At 53.4% G+C, this 18,713-nt stretch carries 16 protein-coding genes; all 16 read left to right on the top strand.

From position 1 onward, the window contains the following. Positions 1–64: 64 nt before the first annotated feature. The 16 genes from tsf (at position 65) to accA (ending at position 18,703) form a co-directional block, all read left to right on the top strand. A complete protein-coding gene (tsf, locus tag DFO56_RS10075; protein ID WP_045512017.1) occupies positions 65–916 on the top strand; it encodes a translation elongation factor Ts in 852 nt (283 codons plus the stop codon). A 148-nt stretch (positions 917–1,064) separates the two neighbouring features. Then, entirely contained in the window at positions 1,065–1,790 is a 726-nt protein-coding gene (pyrH, locus tag DFO56_RS10080; RefSeq protein ID WP_017457997.1) for a UMP kinase, read from the top strand. 149 nt (positions 1,791–1,939) lie between these two features. Further along, on the top strand, positions 1,940–2,497 hold the full coding sequence (gene frr / locus DFO56_RS10085) for a ribosome recycling factor (protein WP_017457998.1): 558 nt from the start codon (positions 1,940–1,942) through the stop codon (positions 2,495–2,497). Positions 2,498–2,593: 96 nt separating this feature from the next. Continuing rightward, positions 2,594–3,793 (top strand): 1-deoxy-D-xylulose-5-phosphate reductoisomerase, encoded by a 1,200-nt coding sequence (gene ispC / locus DFO56_RS10090; RefSeq protein WP_045512021.1) that lies wholly within the window; start codon positions 2,594–2,596, stop codon positions 3,791–3,793. 183 nt (positions 3,794–3,976) lie between these two features. Continuing rightward, positions 3,977–4,735: a (2E,6E)-farnesyl-diphosphate-specific ditrans,polycis-undecaprenyl-diphosphate synthase gene (ispU, locus tag DFO56_RS10095; protein ID WP_017458000.1), complete on the top strand. Its 759-nt coding sequence runs from the start codon at positions 3,977–3,979 to the stop codon at positions 4,733–4,735. A gap of 12 nt (positions 4,736–4,747) precedes the next feature. Further along, entirely contained in the window at positions 4,748–5,605 is an 858-nt protein-coding gene (gene cdsA / locus DFO56_RS10100) for a phosphatidate cytidylyltransferase (protein WP_020456608.1), read from the top strand. An 11-nt stretch (positions 5,606–5,616) separates the two neighbouring features. Next, complete coding sequence (gene rseP / locus DFO56_RS10105; RefSeq protein WP_020456609.1) at positions 5,617–6,966, top strand: sigma E protease regulator RseP; 1,350 nt, start codon at positions 5,617–5,619, stop codon at positions 6,964–6,966. A gap of 31 nt (positions 6,967–6,997) precedes the next feature. Next, complete coding sequence (bamA, locus tag DFO56_RS10110; protein ID WP_020456610.1) at positions 6,998–9,415, top strand: outer membrane protein assembly factor BamA; 2,418 nt, start codon at positions 6,998–7,000, stop codon at positions 9,413–9,415. Between the two features lie 117 nt (positions 9,416–9,532). Beyond that, complete coding sequence (skp, locus tag DFO56_RS10115) at positions 9,533–10,027, top strand: molecular chaperone Skp (RefSeq protein ID WP_020456611.1); 495 nt, start codon at positions 9,533–9,535, stop codon at positions 10,025–10,027. 3 nt (positions 10,028–10,030) lie between these two features. Next, the gene (gene lpxD, locus DFO56_RS10120; protein WP_045512024.1) at positions 10,031–11,059 is read left to right on the top strand and encodes a UDP-3-O-(3-hydroxymyristoyl)glucosamine N-acyltransferase; all 1,029 of its coding nucleotides are present in this window, start codon (positions 10,031–10,033) and stop codon (positions 11,057–11,059) included. A 161-nt stretch (positions 11,060–11,220) separates the two neighbouring features. Beyond that, the gene (gene fabZ, locus DFO56_RS10125) at positions 11,221–11,676 is read left to right on the top strand and encodes a 3-hydroxyacyl-ACP dehydratase FabZ (RefSeq protein WP_017458006.1); all 456 of its coding nucleotides are present in this window, start codon (positions 11,221–11,223) and stop codon (positions 11,674–11,676) included. Positions 11,677–11,679: 3 nt separating this feature from the next. Continuing rightward, the gene (lpxA, locus tag DFO56_RS10130) at positions 11,680–12,468 is read left to right on the top strand and encodes an acyl-ACP--UDP-N-acetylglucosamine O-acyltransferase (protein WP_045512028.1); all 789 of its coding nucleotides are present in this window, start codon (positions 11,680–11,682) and stop codon (positions 12,466–12,468) included. Then, complete coding sequence (gene lpxB, locus DFO56_RS10135; RefSeq protein WP_045512031.1) at positions 12,468–13,616, top strand: lipid-A-disaccharide synthase; 1,149 nt, start codon at positions 12,468–12,470, stop codon at positions 13,614–13,616. The genes lpxA and lpxB overlap by 1 nt, the downstream gene beginning before the upstream one ends. Further along, the gene (gene rnhB / locus DFO56_RS10140; RefSeq protein ID WP_045512034.1) at positions 13,613–14,209 is read left to right on the top strand and encodes a ribonuclease HII; all 597 of its coding nucleotides are present in this window, start codon (positions 13,613–13,615) and stop codon (positions 14,207–14,209) included. Before lpxB ends, rnhB begins: the two co-directional genes overlap by 4 nt. Positions 14,210–14,248: 39 nt before the next feature. Continuing rightward, entirely contained in the window at positions 14,249–17,731 is a 3,483-nt protein-coding gene (gene dnaE / locus DFO56_RS10145; RefSeq protein WP_045512037.1) for a DNA polymerase III subunit alpha, read from the top strand. Between the two features lie 12 nt (positions 17,732–17,743). Then, on the top strand, positions 17,744–18,703 hold the full coding sequence (accA, locus tag DFO56_RS10150; protein ID WP_020456617.1) for an acetyl-CoA carboxylase carboxyl transferase subunit alpha: 960 nt from the start codon (positions 17,744–17,746) through the stop codon (positions 18,701–18,703). Positions 18,704–18,713: the final 10 nt, after the last annotated feature.

The following is an 18,713-nucleotide window of genomic DNA, read 5'->3' on the forward strand; positions in this document are numbered from 1 at the left end:
TTTTCACTTTTAAGCCTGTTTGGTTGCAAACCGTGCAGGTCATATCTCTCCCGAGGAATAAAGAATGGCTGAAATTACCGCATCCCTGGTAAAAGAGCTGCGTGAACGTACTGGCGCAGGCATGATGGATTGCAAAAAAGCGCTGACTGAAGCGAACGGCGACATCGAGCTGGCGATCGAGAACATGCGTAAGTCTGGTGCGATCAAAGCGGCGAAAAAAGCAGGCAACGTTGCTGCTGACGGCGTGATCATCACCAAAATCGACGGCACCTACGGCATCATTCTGGAAGTTAACTGCCAGACTGACTTCGTGGCAAAAGACGGTGGTTTCCAGGCATTTGCTAACAAAGTTCTGGACGCAGCGGTTGCTGGCAAAATCACTGACGTTGAAGTTCTGAAAGCGCAGTTCGAAGAAGAGCGCGTTGCACTGGTTGCTAAAATCGGTGAGAACATCAACATCCGTCGCGTTTCTGCGCTGCAAGGCGAAGTGCTGGGTTCTTACCAGCATGGCGCACGTATCGGTGTTCTGGTTGCGGCTAAAGGCGCTGATGACGAGCTGGTTAAACAGCTGGCAATGCACATCGCTGCAAGCAAGCCGGAATTCGTTAAACCGGAAGACGTATCTGCTGAAGTCGTAGAAAAAGAGTACCAGGTTCAGCTGGACATCGCCATGCAGTCTGGCAAACCGAAAGAAATCGCAGAGAAAATGGTTGAAGGCCGCATGAAGAAATTCACCGGCGAAGTTTCTCTGACTGGCCAGCCTTTCGTTATGGATCCGAGCAAATCTGTTGCTCAGCTGCTGAAAGAGCACAACGCTGACGTAACTGGCTTCATCCGCTTCGAAGTGGGCGAAGGCATCGAGAAAGTTGAGACTGACTTCGCAGCAGAAGTTGCTGCCATGTCCAAGCAGTCTTAATCAATAAAAGGAGCCGCCTGAGGGCGGCTTCTTTTTATGCCCTTCATCTGAAAATCAGCCAGCACACTAGTGTTTGCGCTGGCAGGCGACGTATCATAAGCGCCGGTATTAACCCCCGTCCAATTGTTGACAGTCTCAGGAAAGAAACATGGCTACCAATGCAAAACCCGTCTATAAACGCATTCTGCTTAAGCTGAGCGGCGAAGCGCTCCAGGGATCCGAAGGCTTCGGTATTGACGCAAGCATTCTTGACCGTATGGCGCAGGAAATTAAAGAGCTGGTTGAACTGGGTGTTCAGGTTGGCGTGGTGATTGGTGGCGGCAACCTGTTCCGTGGGGCGGGTCTGGCGAAAGCGGGGATGAACCGCGTAGTGGGCGACCACATGGGTATGCTGGCGACCGTGATGAACGGCCTGGCAATGCGTGATGCGCTGCATCGTGCCTATGTGAACGCACGTCTGATGTCCGCGTTCCCGTTAAATGGCGTTTGCGACAACTACAGCTGGGCAGAGGCGATTAGCCTGCTGCGTAACAACCGCGTGGTCATTTTCAGCGCCGGTACAGGTAACCCGTTCTTTACTACCGATTCTGCAGCATGCCTGCGTGGTATTGAGATTGAAGCGGATGTGGTGCTGAAAGCGACCAAAGTGGACGGCGTGTTTACTGCCGATCCAGTGCTCGATCCGACCGCCACCCTGTGCGAACAGCTGAGCTACAGCGAAGTGCTGGATAAAGAACTGAAAGTGATGGATCTGGCGGCCTTTACGCTGGCTCGCGACCATAAACTGCCGATTCGCGTGTTCAACATGAACAAACCTGGCGCGCTGCGTCGCGTTGTCATGGGCGAAAAAGAAGGCACATTGATTACGGAATAATTCCCGTAAGCAATAAATAAAGGTAAGATTCCGCTTTAATTTATTGAGCAGTTCTTTCTGGCATCTTCAGGGTGCCAAAAATTGAACAGGCTATACTTAGCACACCCGCCGTATGGCCTGCCTGCGACAAGATTTCAAGGATCCGTAACGTGATTAGCGATATCAGAAAAGATGCTGAAGTACGCATGGATAAATGCGTCGAAGCGTTCAAAACTCAAATCAGCAAAGTGCGCACTGGTCGCGCTTCCCCGAGTCTGCTCGATGGCATCGTTGTGGAATACTACGGTACGCCGACTCCGCTGCGCCAACTGGCGAGCGTTACCGTTGAAGACTCCCGTACGCTGAAAATCAACGTGTTTGACCGCTCAATGAGCCCGGCTGTTGAAAAAGCCATTTTGACCTCCGATCTCGGTTTAAACCCGAGCTCTGCGGGTAGCGATATTCGCGTTCCGCTACCGGCACTGACCGAAGAGCGTCGTAAAGATCTGATCAAAGTTGTACGCGGCGAAGCTGAACAAGCGCGCGTTGCGGTTCGTAACGTTCGTCGTGACGCGAACGATAAAGTGAAAGCACTGCTGAAAGATAAAGAGATCAGTGAAGACGACGATCGTCGTTCTCAGGATGACGTACAGAAGCTGACCGATGCTGCAATCAAAAAAGTGGATGCGGCGCTGGCGGATAAAGAAGCGGAACTGATGCAGTTCTGATTCGAAACAAACCACTAAAACGCCGTACAGAGAGCCGCGAGAGTGGCTTTGCTGGCGGCGTTTTGCTTTTTATCCTTGCAACGTTGCGAGCGTTTCATGAAGCATTTAACTCTTCTGGGCTCAACGGGTTCTATTGGTTGCAGCACGCTGGCCGTGGTTCGCCACAATCCCGATCGTTTCTCCGTTACTGCGCTGGTTGCCGGTAAAAATGTTACCCGCATGGTTGAGCAGTGCCTTGAGTTTTCTCCCAAATTTGCGGTGATGGACGATGACGAAAGCGCGCAACAGGTAAAGCGTGCTTTGCGGGAACATGGTAGCCGAACAGACGTGCTGAGCGGCCAACAGGCAGCCTGTGAAATGGCGGCGCTAAGCGGCGTCGATCAGGTGATGGCGGCCATTGTGGGCGCTGCGGGCCTGGTACCAACGCTTGCGGCTATTCGTGCCGGGAAAACGGTGCTGCTGGCGAATAAAGAGGCTCTGGTGACGTGCGGCCGTCTGTTTATGGAGGCGGTGAAGGAGAGCGGGGCGCAGCTTTTGCCGGTAGACAGCGAGCATAACGCTATTTTTCAGAGTTTACCGGAAACAATTCAACATAACCTGGGGTACGCTGATCTGGAGCAGAATGGCGTTTCGTCTATTCTGCTTACCGGGTCTGGTGGCCCGTTCCGGGAGACCCCACTTTCCGATCTGGCCGCAATGACGCCGGATCAGGCGTGTCGGCACCCGAACTGGTCAATGGGGCGCAAGATCTCCGTTGACTCCGCCACTATGATGAATAAAGGTCTGGAATACATTGAAGCGCGCTGGTTGTTTAATGCCTCTGCCCGCCAGATGGAAGTGTTGATTCACCCGCAATCGGTGATCCACTCCATGGTGCGTTACCAGGATGGCAGTGTATTGGCACAACTGGGTGAGCCGGATATGCGTACGCCCATCGCTCATACGATGGCCTGGCCGGAACGAGTGCCGTCAGGTGTTAATGCCCTCGATTTTTGCAAACTAAGTTCGTTAAGTTTCGCGCAGCCCGATTTTGACCGCTATCCTTGCCTGAAGCTGGCCATTGATGCTTCTGACGAAGGGCAGGCGGCAACAACGGCGCTCAATGCGGCGAATGAGGTCACTGTTTCGGCATTCCTGGCATCGGCTATCCGTTTCACAGATATTGCTGCCCTGAATCTTTCTGTGCTTGAACAGATGGATTTGCGCGAACCGCAGAGCATTGATGACGTGCTGGCTGTGGATGCACAGGCACGCGATGTTGCGCAAAAACAAGTGATGCGCCTCGCAAGCCAGTGATATTACAGCGATGAGTGACGGTGCTATTTGTTAGCGTTGGGCTTCGGTGATATAGTCTGCGCCACAAAATTGCCAGTTGGTATTATGGCGTTTGGTGTAAGCCGTGGTTTACACGGCTTTTTTGCGTAAAGGCTTTTGTATTCCTGAGTACCGCTAAATCCTTTTCAGGGACTAAAACGCGTTATGTTGTCTGCTAACCAACCGATAAGCGAAAGTTTGCCAACGCATGGCTGCCGCCATGTAGCGATAATTATGGATGGCAATGGTCGCTGGGCGAAAAGACAAGGGAAACTTCGGGCTTTTGGTCATCGGGCCGGAGCGAAGTCTGTACGCCGTGCGGTCTCTTTTGCCGCCAATAATGGTATTGATGCACTGACGCTTTATGCTTTTAGTAGCGAGAACTGGAATCGCCCGGCGCAGGAAGTAAGTGCGCTGATGGAGTTGTTTGTGTGGGCGCTGGATAGCGAAGTAAAAAGCCTGCACCGCCATAATGTGCGTTTACGCATTATTGGCGATACCAGTCGTTTTAATACGCGTTTGCAGGAGAGAATCCGCAAAGCGGAAGCGTTAACTGCCCAGAACACCGGGCTGACGCTGAATATCGCAGCGAACTATGGTGGGCGCTGGGATATCGTACAGGGAGTCCGGCAGCTTGCCGAGCAGGTGCAGGAAGGGCTGTTGCGCCCGGATCAAATTGATGAAGAAACGCTCAATAAGCAAGTCTGCATGCATGAGCTGGCTCCTGTGGATTTAGTGATTAGGACTGGTGGGGAACATCGCATAAGTAATTTTTTACTTTGGCAAATTGCCTATGCCGAACTTTACTTTACAGATGTTCTTTGGCCCGATTTTGATGAACAAGACTTTGAAGGTGCGCTGCATGCCTTTGCCAATCGAGAGCGTCGTTTCGGCGGTACCGAGCCAGGTGGCGACAAAGCCTGATGGGGGTTGCTTTTGCTGAAGTATCGCCTGATTTCTGCTTTTGTATTGATACCCATTGTTATTGCAGCGCTTTTTTTGCTGCCGCCGGTGGGATTTGCGATCGTTACGCTCGCTGTTTGCATGCTCGCTGCGTGGGAGTGGGGGCAACTGAGCGGCTTTACGTCCCGGACTCAGCGGGTTTGGTTGGCCGTATTATGCGGGTTTTTACTCGCCCTTATGCTATTTACGTTGCCGGAATATCACCATAATACCCATCATCCGCTGGTGACGTTCTCGCTCTGGGCCTCTCTGGCCTGGTGGCTGGTGGCGTTGGTGTTAGTCCTCAGTTACCCGTCATCCGCTGCGGCGTGGCGCCACTCTAAAATTTTGCGCCTGATTTTCGGTATCTTGACGATTATCCCTTTTTTCTGGGGCATGCTGGCGCTGCGCGTGTGGCATTACGATGTAAACCACTACAGCGGCGCGCTGTGGTTGTTGTACGTGATGATCCTCGTTTGGGGAGCAGATTCAGGCGCTTATATGTTCGGCAAACTGTTTGGCAAACATAAACTTGCACCAAAAGTCTCGCCGGGGAAAACCTGGCAAGGTTTCCTGGGAGGCCTGCTGACTGCGGGTATTATCTCCTGGGGTTATGGCGCATGGGCGAACCTGGATGTAACCTCATCTACGCTCTTTATTTGCTCGGTGGTCGCGGCGTTAGCCTCAGTATTGGGCGATCTCACGGAAAGTATGTTCAAGCGTGAAGCCGGAATTAAAGATAGTGGGCATCTTATTCCTGGTCATGGCGGTATACTGGATCGCATTGACAGCCTGACAGCGGCAGTTCCTGTATTTGCCTGCCTGTTATTGCTGGTTTTCAGGACGATTTGACGGAAGGTTTTATGCTGAGCATTCTCTGGAATCTGGCGGCGTTCATTGTTGCGCTTGGTGTATTGATCACCGTGCATGAATTTGGCCATTTCTGGGTTGCTCGCCGCTGTGGCGTGCGGGTTGAGCGTTTTTCCATCGGTTTTGGTAAAGCGCTCTGGCGTCGCACTGACAAACACGGCACCGAATTCGTCATCGCCCTGATCCCCCTGGGTGGTTATGTCAAAATGCTGGATGAGCGCGTTGAGGCGGTTACGCCGGAAATGCGCCACTACGCTTTCAATAATAAAACGGTCGGCCAGCGTGCCGCCGTTATCGCTGCCGGCCCCATCGCTAACTTTATCTTTGCCATCTTCGCTTACTGGCTGGTGTTTATCATCGGTGTCCCTGGCGTTCGTCCGGTTGTTGGTGAAATAACGCCCAACTCTATCGCTGCAAACGCGCAAATTGCACCTGGCACGGAACTTAAAGCGATTGATGGCATCGAAACGCCTGATTGGGATGCTGTGCGCTTACAGTTGGTGTCTAAAATCGGCGATAGCCAGACGACCGTCAGCGTAGCGCCATTCGGCAGTAACAATCGCCAGGATAAGGTGCTGGATTTACGTCACTGGGCCTTTGCGCCTGATAAAGACGATCCGGTTATGTCGCTGGGGATCCGTCCCCGTGCGGCACAGCTTGAACCGGTGCTTGCGGAGGTGCAACCCGGTTCCGCTGCCAGCAAAGCGGGTTTGCAAGCTGGCGACAGGATCGTTAAAGTCGATGGTCAGCAGTTAACGCAGTGGATGACGTTCGTTACGCTGGTACGGGATAACCCAGGTACGTCGTTAGCGCTGGAAGTAGAAAGACAAGGGGCTCCCTTGTCTTTGACGTTGATACCGGATACAAAGCCCGGTAGCAAGGCAGAAGGGTTTGCGGGCGTGGTGCCCAAAGTCATTCCTCTGCCAGATGAATACAAAACAGTACGCCAGTACGGGCCATTTAGCGCCATTGTTGAAGCCACGGATAAAACCTGGCAGTTGATGAAGCTAACGGTCAGTATGTTGGGGAAATTGATCACCGGTGATGTAAAACTGAACAACCTCAGTGGGCCGATTTCTATCGCTCAGGGGGCTGGGATGTCAGCGGAGTTCGGGTTGATTTACTACCTGATGTTCCTCGCTTTGATCAGCGTGAACTTAGGCATCATTAACCTGTTCCCTCTGCCTGTTCTTGATGGCGGGCATCTGCTGTTTTTGGCGATTGAGAAGCTGAAGGGCGGACCGGTATCCGAGCGAGTTCAAGACTTTAGTTATCGCATTGGCTCTATCTTGCTGGTGCTGTTAATGGGGCTTGCACTTTTCAATGATTTCTCTCGCTTGTAAGAGAGTTTGTTAGGAAGAACGCATAATAACGATGGCGATGAAAAAGTTGCTCATAGCGTCGCTGCTGTTTAGCAGCGCCACCGTATACGGTGCTGATGGATTCGTAGTGAAGGATATTCATTTCGAAGGCCTACAGCGTGTCGCCGTTGGTGCGGCCCTCCTCAGTATGCCAGTTCGTCCTGGCGATACGGTGAATGATGAAGATATCAGTAACACCATTCGCGCGTTGTTTGCCACCGGCAACTTCGAGGATGTTCGTGTCCTGCGTGATGGTGATACGCTCCTCGTTCAGGTGAAAGAACGCCCGACAATCGCCAGCATCACCTTCTCCGGCAACAAGTCGGTGAAAGATGACATGCTGAAACAGAACCTTGAAGCTTCTGGCGTCCGTGTGGGTGAATCACTGGATCGCACCACCCTCTCCGATATCGAAAAAGGGCTGGAAGACTTCTACTACAGCGTGGGTAAGTACAGCGCCAGCGTCAAAGCTGTCGTCACCCCATTGCCGCGTAACCGCGTTGACCTGAAGCTGGTCTTCCAGGAAGGCGTTTCCGCACAAATCCAACAGATTAATATTGTCGGCAACCATGCCTTCACGACGGAACAGCTGATCTCCACATTCCAGCTGCGTGATGAAGTGCCGTGGTGGAACGTTGTCGGCGATCGTAAATACCAGAAACAGAAACTGGCGGGCGACCTGGAAACGCTGCGCAGCTACTATCTGGATCGCGGTTACGCACGTTTCAACATTGATTCGACGCAGGTTAGCCTGACGCCGGACAAAAAAGGCATTTACATTACTGTTAACGTGACCGAGGGCGATCAGTACAAACTCTCTGGTGTGCAGGTTAGCGGTAATCTCGCAGGCCACTCTGCGGAAATTGAAAGCTTGACCAAAATCGAGCCGGGTGAGCTGTATAACGGTGCCAAAGTGACCAAAATGGAAGATGACATTAAAAAGCTTCTCGGTCGCTATGGTTACGCCTACCCGCGCGTTCAGTCGCAGCCTGAAATCAACGACACGGACAAAACGGTTAAGCTGCATATCAACGTTGATGCTGGCAACCGCTTCTACGTGCGTAAGATTCGCTTTGAAGGTAACGACACCTCTAAAGATTCCGTACTGCGTCGCGAAATGCGTCAGATGGAAGGTGCGTGGCTGGGCAGCGATCTGGTCGATCAGGGTAAAGAGCGTTTGAACCGCCTGGGCTATTTTGAAACTGTCGATACGGAAACCCAGCGTATCCCGGGTAGCCCGGACCAGGTTGATGTGGTCTATAAGGTGAAAGAGCGTAACACCGGTAGCTTCAACTTCGGCGTTGGCTACGGTACCGAAAGCGGCGTCAGCTTCCAGGTTGGTGTTCAGCAGGATAACTGGTTAGGTACCGGTTATTCCGTTGGTATCAGCGGAACCAAAAACGACTACCAGACCTACTCCGAGTTCTCCGTTACCAACCCGTACTTTACGGTTGATGGCGTGAGCCTTGGCGGTCGTATCTTCTATAACGACTTTAAAGCTGACGATGCGGATCTGTCGTCCTATACCAACAAGAGCTATGGTCTTGATGGTACGCTCGGTTTCCCGATCAACGAATACAACACGCTGCGCGCTGGTTTAGGCTATGTTCATAACAGCCTGTCGAAGATGGAACCGCAGGTGGCAATGTGGCGTTACCTGGATTCCGTGGGGCAGAATGCCAGCACGCAGAACGACAGCAACGGTTATTCGGCGGATGATTTCACCTTTAACTACGGCTGGACTTACAACAACCTTGACCGCGGTTATTTCCCGACGAAAGGTTCACGCGTCAACCTGAACGGTAAAGTGACGGTTCCGGGCTCGGATAACGAGTTCTATAAAGTCACTGTCGACACTGCGTCTTACTTCCCGATTGACGACGATCACAAATGGGTGGTCTTAGGCCGTACACGTTGGGGTTATGGTGACGGTTTAGGTGGCAAAGAGCTGCCGTTCTATGAGAACTTCTACGCAGGTGGCTCCAGCACTGTGCGTGGCTTCCAGTCCAACAACATTGGTCCGAAAGCGGTTTACTACGGTGGCAACAACCAAAGCAACTGTAAGAATACCGTTGCAGACTCGCTCTGTAAGTCTAATGATGCGGTGGGCGGTAACGCAATGGGAGTTGTCAGCGCCGAGCTGATTACACCAACGCCGTTTATCAGTGATAAATACGCCAACTCTGTGCGGACCTCGTTCTTCTGGGATGCGGGTAGCGTGTGGGATACAAACTGGCAAAATACCGCGCAGATGAAAGCGCTGGGTATTCCGGATTATAGCGATCCGAGCAATATCCGCATGTCTGCCGGTATCGCATTACAATGGATGTCCCCATTGGGGCCGTTGGTTTTCTCCTACGCCCAGCCGTTTAAAAAGTACGATGGAGACAAAGCGGAACAGTTCCAGTTTAATATCGGTAAAACCTGGTAACGCCGTACTGCAATGGAATGCACCAGCAGTGTAGTGATGGTTGAGGCTTTCAATGGAAAGCCCGGCCACGCAAAGAACTGTACCTCCGGGTACAAACGGGATGGTAAGGAGTTAATTGTGAAAAAGTTGTTATTAGCTGCAGGTTTCGGTTTGGCAATGGCTGCGTCAGCCCAGGCCGCTGACAAAATTGCGATTGTTGATATGGGTAGCCTGCTGCAGCAGGTTGCGCAGACTTCCGGCGTTTCTCAGACCATGAAAAACGAATTCGGCGGCCGCGCGAGCGAACTGCAAAGCATGGAATCCGACCTGCAAGCAAAAGCACAGCGTTTGCAGCGCGATGGTTCCACGATGAAGGCAAGCGATCGCAGCAAGCTGGAAAAAGACATCACTTCTGGTCGCCAGGCATTCGCTCAAAAAGCGCAGGCTTTCGAGCAGGATCAGGCCCGTCGTTCTAATGAAGAACGCGGCAAGCTGGTGACTCGTATCCAGACCGCAGTGAAAAAAGTGGCTTCTGATCAGGGTGTTGATCTGGTTATTCCTTCCAACGCCGTTATTTACAACAGCAACGATGTAAAAGACATCACCGCTGATGTACTGAAACAGGTTAAATAAGTAATGCCTTCAATTCGACTGGCTGATTTAGCTCAGCAGTTGGATGCAGAACTACACGGTGATGGCGATATCGTCATCACCGGCGTTGCGTCCATGCAATCTGCCGTAGCGGGCCACATCACTTTCATGGTCAATCCTAAGTACCGTGAACACCTGACCGCATGTCAGGCCTCTGCCGTTGTAATGACGCAGGACGATCTTCCCTTTGCCAACAGCGCTGCGCTGGTCGTAAAAAATCCTTACCTGACCTACGCACGTATGGCGCAAATTCTTGATACCACGCCGCAGCCTGCGCAGAACATCGCGCCTGGAGCAGTGATTGATCCTAAGGCTCAGCTGGGTAGCAACGTAGCAATTGGCGCGAACGCCGTGATCGAATCTGGCGTTAGCCTGGGCGATAACGTGGTCATCGGTCCGGGTTGCTTCGTTGGGAAAAATACGAAAATTGGCGCGGGTTCGCGTCTGTGGGCCAATGTATCCATTTACCATGAGATTGAGATCGGTGAAAATTGCCTGATCCAATCCGGCACGGTGATAGGTTCCGATGGCTTTGGCTATGCCAACGATCGTGGCAACTGGGTTAAAATCCCACAGCTTGGTCGCGTCATTATCGGTAACAACGTTGAGATCGGTGCATGTACGACCATCGATCGTGGTGCGCTGGATGATACCTGCATTGGTAATGGCGTCATCATTGATAACCAGTGTCAGATTGCACATAACGTTGTGATTGGCGACAATACTGCGGTTGCCGGTGGCGTCATCATGGCGGGTAGTTTAAAAATTGGTCGCTATTGCATGATTGGCGGCGCCAGCGTAATCAACGGGCACATGGAAATTTGCGACAAGGTTACCGTAACGGGGATGGGGATGGTCATGCGTCCTATCACTGAGCCGGGTATTTACTCCTCAGGTATCCCGCTGCAACCGAACAAAGTGTGGCGAAAAACCGCAGCCCTGGTGATGAATATTGATGATATGAGCAAGCGCCTGAAAGCTATCGAGCGCAAGGTTAATCAACAAGACGAATAATTCATCCGCATAACGCTTGTACACAGAAGAATTCGCGGGACAGAAAAGCCTCTGCACCTCGAAGAATAAAGTGTATATACTTCCCGGCCTGTTGGCATTCTTATGATTGCCGCGGGCCGTGTTATTATTGCCTTTTAGTATATTTGGACAGGAAGAGTATTTTGACTACTGACACTCATACTCTGCACATTGAAGAGATCCTGGAGCTTCTGCCGCACCGCTACCCGTTCTTACTGGTTGATCGCGTGCTGGATTTTGAAGAAGGTCGTTTTCTGCGCGCAGTCAAAAATGTTTCGGTAAACGAGCCGTTTTTCCAGGGGCACTTCCCTGGCAAACCGATTTTCCCGGGCGTGCTGATTCTTGAAGCAATGGCGCAGGCAACCGGTATTCTGGCGTTTAAAAGCGTTGGTAAACTGGAGCCGGGTGAGCTGTATTACTTCGCCGGTATCGACGAAGCGCGCTTTAAGCGTCCTGTTGTGCCAGGCGATCAGATGATCATGGAAGTCACTTTCGAAAAAACCCGCCGTGGCCTGACCCGTTTTAAAGGGGTTGCGCTGGTAGACGGTAAAATTGTTTGTGAAGCTACTATGATGTGTGCACGTAGCCGGGAGGCCTGATACGTGATTGATAAAACCGCCTTTATTCATCCTACTGCCATTGTTGAAGACGGTGCCGTTATTGGTGCTAACGCTCATATTGGCCCATTTTGTATTGTGGGACCTCACGTAGAAATTGGTGAGGGTACCGTACTGAAATCTCACGTCGTGGTGAATGGTCATACGACCATTGGTCGTGACAACGAGATTTATCAGTTCGCCTCCATCGGCGAGGTGAACCAGGATTTGAAATATGCTGGTGAACCGACTCGTGTGGAAATTGGCGATCGCAACCGCATCCGCGAAAGCGTCACCATCCACCGTGGCACAGTACAGGGTGGTGGATTGACGAAGGTGGGCAGCGATAACCTACTGATGATCAACGCGCACATTGCGCACGATTGTACGGTTGGAAATCGCTGTATCCTTGCAAATAACGCGACGCTGGCGGGGCATGTTTCCGTCGACGACTTTGCCATCATCGGCGGCATGACCGCAGTGCATCAGTTCTGCATTATCGGTGCGCACGTGATGGTTGGCGGGTGTTCTGGCGTTGCCCAGGACGTACCGCCTTACGTGATCGCTCAGGGCAACCATGCCACACCGTTTGGTGTGAACATTGAAGGTCTGAAACGTCGCGGCTTTAGCAGAGAAGCGTTAGTGGCTATTCGTAATGCGTACAAATTGCTGTACCGCAGCGGTAAAACGCTGGAAGAGGCGAAACCGGAAATTGCTGAGCTTGCTGCGAAGCACCCGGAAGTTGACGCATTTATGCAGTTCTTTGAGCGCTCAACACGTGGTTTGATCCGTTAATGATCGACGCGCGTCCTCTTACGATCGCCCTCGTCGCCGGAGAAACCTCCGGCGATATTCTTGGTGCCGGTCTTATCCGCGCGCTGCGAGCTCGCCTGCCGAATGCTCGTTTTGTCGGCGTCGCGGGGCCGCATATGCAGGCCGAAGGCTGCGAAGCCTGGTATGAAATGGAAGAGCTGGCGGTAATGGGCATCGTTGAGGTGCTGGGGCGTTTGCGCCGTCTGCTGCATATCCGCGCCGATTTAACCCGTCGTTTTAGCGAACTGAAACCGGATGTTTTTGTCGGCATCGATGCGCCGGATTTCAATATTACCCTCGAAGGCAATCTGAAAACGCAGGGTATTAAAACCATCCACTATGTCAGTCCGTCCGTCTGGGCGTGGCGACAAAAACGCGTTTTCAAAATCGGCAGAGCCACCAACCTGGTGCTCGCGTTTCTGCCTTTCGAAAAAGCGTTTTACGATAAATTTAACGTACCGTGCCGTTTTATCGGCCATACCATGGCGGATGCCATGCCGCTGGATCCCGATAAGAACGCGGCGCGGGCGCACCTTGGGATTGCTGATAACGTGCATTGTCTGGCTTTACTGCCGGGCAGTCGCGGGGCGGAAGTCGAAATGCTGAGTGCGGACTTCCTGCGTACCGCCCAGTTGCTGCGTGAGCGCTACCCCGATCTTGAAGTGATTGTGCCGTTGGTCAATGCGAAACGGCGTGAACAGTTTGAGCGCATTAAAGCGGAAGTCGCACCCGAGCTGCCGGTGCATATGCTTGATGGCCAGGCGCGGGAAGCGATGATCGCCGCAGACGCCGCGCTGCTGGCCTCGGGGACCGCTGCGCTGGAGTGCATGCTGGCGAAATGCCCGATGGTAGTTGGCTATCGTATGAAGCCATTCACTTTCTGGCTGGCGAAACGTCTGGTAAAAACGCCCTATGTGTCGCTGCCAAACTTGCTTGCCGGGCGTGAGCTGGTTAAAGAGTTGCTCCAGGATGAATGCAATCCCCAGGCGCTTGCTGCCGCGCTGGAACCCTTACTGGCCAACGGCAAAACCAGCCACGAGATGCACGACATTTTCCGCGAATTGCATTTGCAGATTCGCTGCAATGCCGATGAACAGGCGGCTGACGCCGTACTGGAGTTAGCACAATGATAGAGTTTGTTTATCCGCATACGCATTTGGTCGCGGGTGTGGATGAAGTCGGTCGCGGCCCGCTGGTGGGCGCGGTAGTAACAGCTGCGGTGATCCTCGATCCCAAGCGTCCTATTATCGGTTTGAACGATTCTAAAAAATTATCCGAAAAACGCCGTTTGTCGCTCTGCGATGAGATCAAAGAGAAGGCGCTGGCCTGGAGCCTGGGCCGCGCGGAACCGCATGAAATTGACGAGTTGAACATTTTGCATGCCACCATGCTGGCGATGCAGCGCGCTGTTGCCGGGCTGGCAATTGCGCCTGAGTTCGTGCTGATCGACGGTAATCGTTGTCCGGCTTTGCCAATGCCTTCGCTGGCGGTGGTAAAAGGCGATAGCCGTGTCGCAGAAATCAGCGCCGCGTCTATTCTCGCCAAAGTAACCCGCGATGCGGAGATGGCCGAACTTGATATCATTTTTCCGCAATATGGCTTTGCGCAGCATAAAGGCTATCCTACGGCTTTCCATCTGGAGAGACTGGCGGAGCACGGCGCAACCGAGCATCACCGACGCAGCTTTGCGCCGGTCAAACGCGCGTTGGGTCTTGCGTCCTGATTCTTGTGAACGTGAAATAAACCAGGCTGGGATCTAAAAATGGCTGAACCACGTTTCGTACACCTGCGGGTGCATAGCGACTATTCCATGATTGACGGGCTGGCGAAAACCGGACCGCTGGTGAAAAAGGCGGCCGCGCTCGGCATGCCTGCGCTGGCGATCACCGATTTTACCAACCTGTGTGGTCTGGTGAAGTTCTACGGAACGGCGCACGGTGCCGGGATGAAGCCTATCGTCGGTGCTGATTTTCATGTGCAAAGCGATCTGCTTGGCGACGAGCTGACGCAGCTCACCGTTCTCGCTATCAACAACACCGGTTATCAAAACCTGACGCTGCTTATTTCGCGCGCCTACCAGCGTGGTTATGGCGCGCTCGGCCCGTGGATTGACCGCGACTGGCTGCTGGAGCTCAATGAAGGGCTGATTCTGCTTTCCGGCGGGCGCATGGGCGACGTGGGTAAAAGCGTGCTGCGCGGCAATAGTGCACTGGTTGAGCAGTGTCTTGAGTTCTATAAAACCCATTTTCACGATCGCTACTACCTTGAGCTGATCCGTACCGGGCGAGCGGACGAAGAGTCTTACCTGCATGCCGCTGTCGCACTGGCAGAAGAGCATGACTTGCCGGTTGTTGCGACCAACGATGTGCGGTTTATTGATGCCGGCGACTTCGACGCCCATGAGATCCGCGTGGCGATCCACGACGGTTTTACCCTCGACGATCCCAAACGCCCGCGTAACTATTCGCCGCAGCAATACATGCGCAGCGAAGAGGAGATGTGCGAGCTCTTCTCGGATATCCCGGAAGCGCTGGAGAATACGGTCGAAATCGCCAAACGCTGTAACGTCACCGTTCGTCTTGGCGAATATTTCCTGCCGCAGTTCCCGACGGGGGATATGACCACCGAGGATTTCCTCGTGGCGAAATCCAAAGAGGGGCTGGAAGAACGACTGGCATTTCTCTTCCCGGATGAAAACGTGCGCGCTGAAAAGCGCCCGCCTTACGATGAACGTCTCGATATTGAACTCCAGGTTATCAACCAGATGGGGTTCCCGGGCTACTTCCTCATCGTGATGGAATTTATCCAGTGGTCGAAAGACAACGGCGTGCCGGTAGGGCCGGGACGTGGTTCCGGTGCGGGTTCGCTGGTGGCGTATGCGCTGAAAATTACCGACCTCGATCCGCTGGAGTTTGACCTGCTGTTCGAACGTTTCCTTAACCCGGAACGTGTGTCGATGCCTGACTTCGACGTCGATTTCTGCATGGAAAAACGCGACCAGGTTATCGAGCACGTGGCGGATATGTACGGGCGCGATGCGGTATCGCAGATCATCACCTTTGGTACCATGGCGGCGAAAGCGGTTATCCGCGACGTTGGCCGCGTGCTTGGCCACCCGTATGGCTTTGTCGACCGAATTTCAAAACTGGTGCCACCGGATCCGGGCATGACGCTGGCCAAAGCGTTTGAAGCCGAGCCGCAACTGCCAGAAATTTACGAAGCCGACGAAGAGGTCAAAGCGCTGATCGATATGGCGCGCAAGCTGGAAGGGGTGACGCGAAACGCCGGGAAACACGCCGGTGGTGTGGTGATCGCGCCAACCAAAATTACCGACTTTGCGCCGCTGTATTGTGATGAAGCCGGTCAGCATCCGGTTACCCAGTTCGATAAAAACGACGTGGAATATGCGGGTCTGGTGAAGTTCGACTTCCTTGGGCTGCGTACGCTAACCATCATTAACTGGGCGCTGGAGATGATTAACGCCCGGCGCGAGAAGAACGGCGAGCCGCCGCTGGACATTGCCGCTATTCCGCTGGATGACAAGAAAAGTTTCGACATGCTGCAACGCTCGGAAACCACGGCGGTTTTCCAGCTTGAATCCCGCGGCATGAAAGACCTGATCAAACGCCTGCAGCCTGACTGCTTCGAAGATATGATCGCTCTGGTGGCGCTGTTCCGTCCGGGTCCGCTGCAATCAGGCATGGTGGATAACTTTATCGACCGTAAACACGGGCGTGAAGAGATCTCCTACCCGGATGTTCAGTGGCAGCACGAGAGCCTGAAGCCGGTGCTGGAGCCAACCTATGGCATCATCTTGTATCAGGAACAGGTGATGCAGATTGCGCAGGTGCTTTCGGGTTACACCCTTGGCGGCGCAGATATGCTGCGCCGTGCGATGGGTAAGAAAAAGCCGGAAGAGATGGCCAAGCAGCGCTCGATTTTTGAAGATGGCGCGAAGAAAAACGGTATCGACGGCGAACTGGCGATGAAAATCTTCGACCTGGTGGAAAAATTCGCCGGTTACGGATTTAACAAATCGCACTCTGCCGCCTATGCTTTGGTGTCGTACCAGACGCTGTGGCTGAAGGCGCACTATCCGGCCGAGTTTATGGCGGCGGTAATGACTGCCGATATGGACAACACCGAGAAAGTGGTTGGCCTGGTCGATGAGTGCTGGCGCATGGGGCTGAAAATTCTGCCGCCGGATATCAACTCGGGTCTGTACCATTTCCACGTTAATGACGATGGCGAAATTGTTTACGGCATCGGCGCGATCAAAGGCGTGGGGGAAGGCCCGATCGAAGCGATCATTGAAGCGCGCAACAACGGCGGCTACTTCCGCGAATTGTTCGATCTTTGCGCCCGTACCGACATCAAAAAACTCAATCGTCGGGTACTGGAAAAGCTAATTATGTCCGGGGCGTTTGATCGCCTTGGCCCGCATCGCGCTGCGCTAATGAACGCGCTGGGCGATGCGCTGAAAGCCGCCGATCAGCACTCGAAAGCCGAGGCGATTGGGCAGGCGGATATGTTTGGCGTGCTGGCAGAAGAGCCGGAGCAGATCGAGCAGTCCTACGCCAGTTGCCAGCCGTGGCCGGAACAGGTTGTGCTGGATGGCGAGCGTGAAACGTTAGGGTTGTACCTGACAGGTCACCCGATTAACCAGTATTTAAAAGAAATTGAGCGCTATGTCGGAGGCTACCGGCTGAAAGACATGCATCCGACCGAACGTGGGAAAGTGACCACGGCGGCGGGGCTCGTCATTGCCGCGCGGGTTATGGTCACCAAGCGCGGCAATCGTATCGGCATCTGTACCCTGGATGACCGTTCCGGGCGTCTTGAAGTGATGTTGTTCACTGACGCCCTGGATAAATACCAGCAACTGCTGGAAAAAGACCGCATACTTATCGTCAGCGGACAGGTCAGCTTTGATGACTTCAGTGGGGGGCTTAAAATGACCGCCCGCGAAGTGATGGACATTGACGAAGCCCGGGAAAAATATGCCCGCGGGCTTGCTATCTCGCTGACGGACAGGCAAATTGATGACCAGCTTTTAAACCGACTCCGTCAGTCTCTGGAACCCCACCGTTCGGGAACCATTCCAGTACATCTCTACTATCAGAGGACGGATGCGCGCGCGCGATTACGCTTCGGCGCAACGTGGCGTGTCTCTCCGAGCGATCGTTTACTCAACGATCTGCGTGGCCTCATAGGTTCGGAGCAGGTGGAACTGGAGTTTGACTAATACAGGAATACTATGAGTCTGAATTTCCTTGATTTCGAACAGCCGATTGCTGAGCTGGAAGCGAAAATCGATTCTCTGACCGCCGTTGGCCGTCAGGATGAAAAACTGGATATTAACATCGACGAAGAAGTGCATCGTCTGCGTGAGAAAAGCGTTGAGCTGACACGTAAAATTTTCGCCGATCTTGGCGCATGGCAGGTCGCGCAGTTGGCTCGCCATCCGCTGCGTCCATACACCCTGGATTATGTCCGCCTGGCTTTCGACGAGTTCGACGAACTGGCTGGCGATCGTGCTTATGCTGACGATAAAGCCATTGTTGGCGGTATCGCGCGTCTGGATGGGCGTCCGGTGATGATCATCGGCCACCAGAAAGGCCGCGAAACCAAAGAAAAAATCCGCCGTAACTTCGGTATGCCGGCACCGGAAGGGTATCGCAAAGCGCTGCGCCTGATGGAAATGGCAGAACGCTTCAACATGCCGATCATTACCTTTATCGACACGCCGGGGGCTTATCCGGGCGTGGGCGCGGAAGAGCGTGGTCAGTCCGAAGCGATCGCGCGTAACCTGCGTGAAATGTCCCGCCTGAGCGTGCCGGTTATCTGCACCGTGATTGGCGAAGGCGGCTCCGGCGGCGCACTGGCGATTGGTGTGGGCGATAAAGTGAATATGCTGCAATACAGCACCTATTCTGTTATCTCCCCGGAAGGTTGCGCATCGATTCTGTGGAAAAGCGCCGATAAAGCGCCGCTGGCTGCCGAAGCGATGGGGATTATCGCCCCGCGTCTGAAAGAACTGAAACTGATCGACTCGATCATTCCGGAACCGCTGGGCGGCGCTCATCGTAACCCGGAAGCGATGGCGGCGTCGCTGAAAGCACAACTGCTGGCCGATCTGGCCGATCTGGATGTGCTGAGCAAAGACGATCTGCGTAACCGCCGTTACCAGCGTCTGATGAGCTACGGCTACGCCTGATCCTCATCCC

It is taken from the genome of Kosakonia sp. AG348 (genome assembly GCF_003337365.1).
Taxonomy (GTDB): domain Bacteria; phylum Pseudomonadota; class Gammaproteobacteria; order Enterobacterales; family Enterobacteriaceae; genus Kosakonia.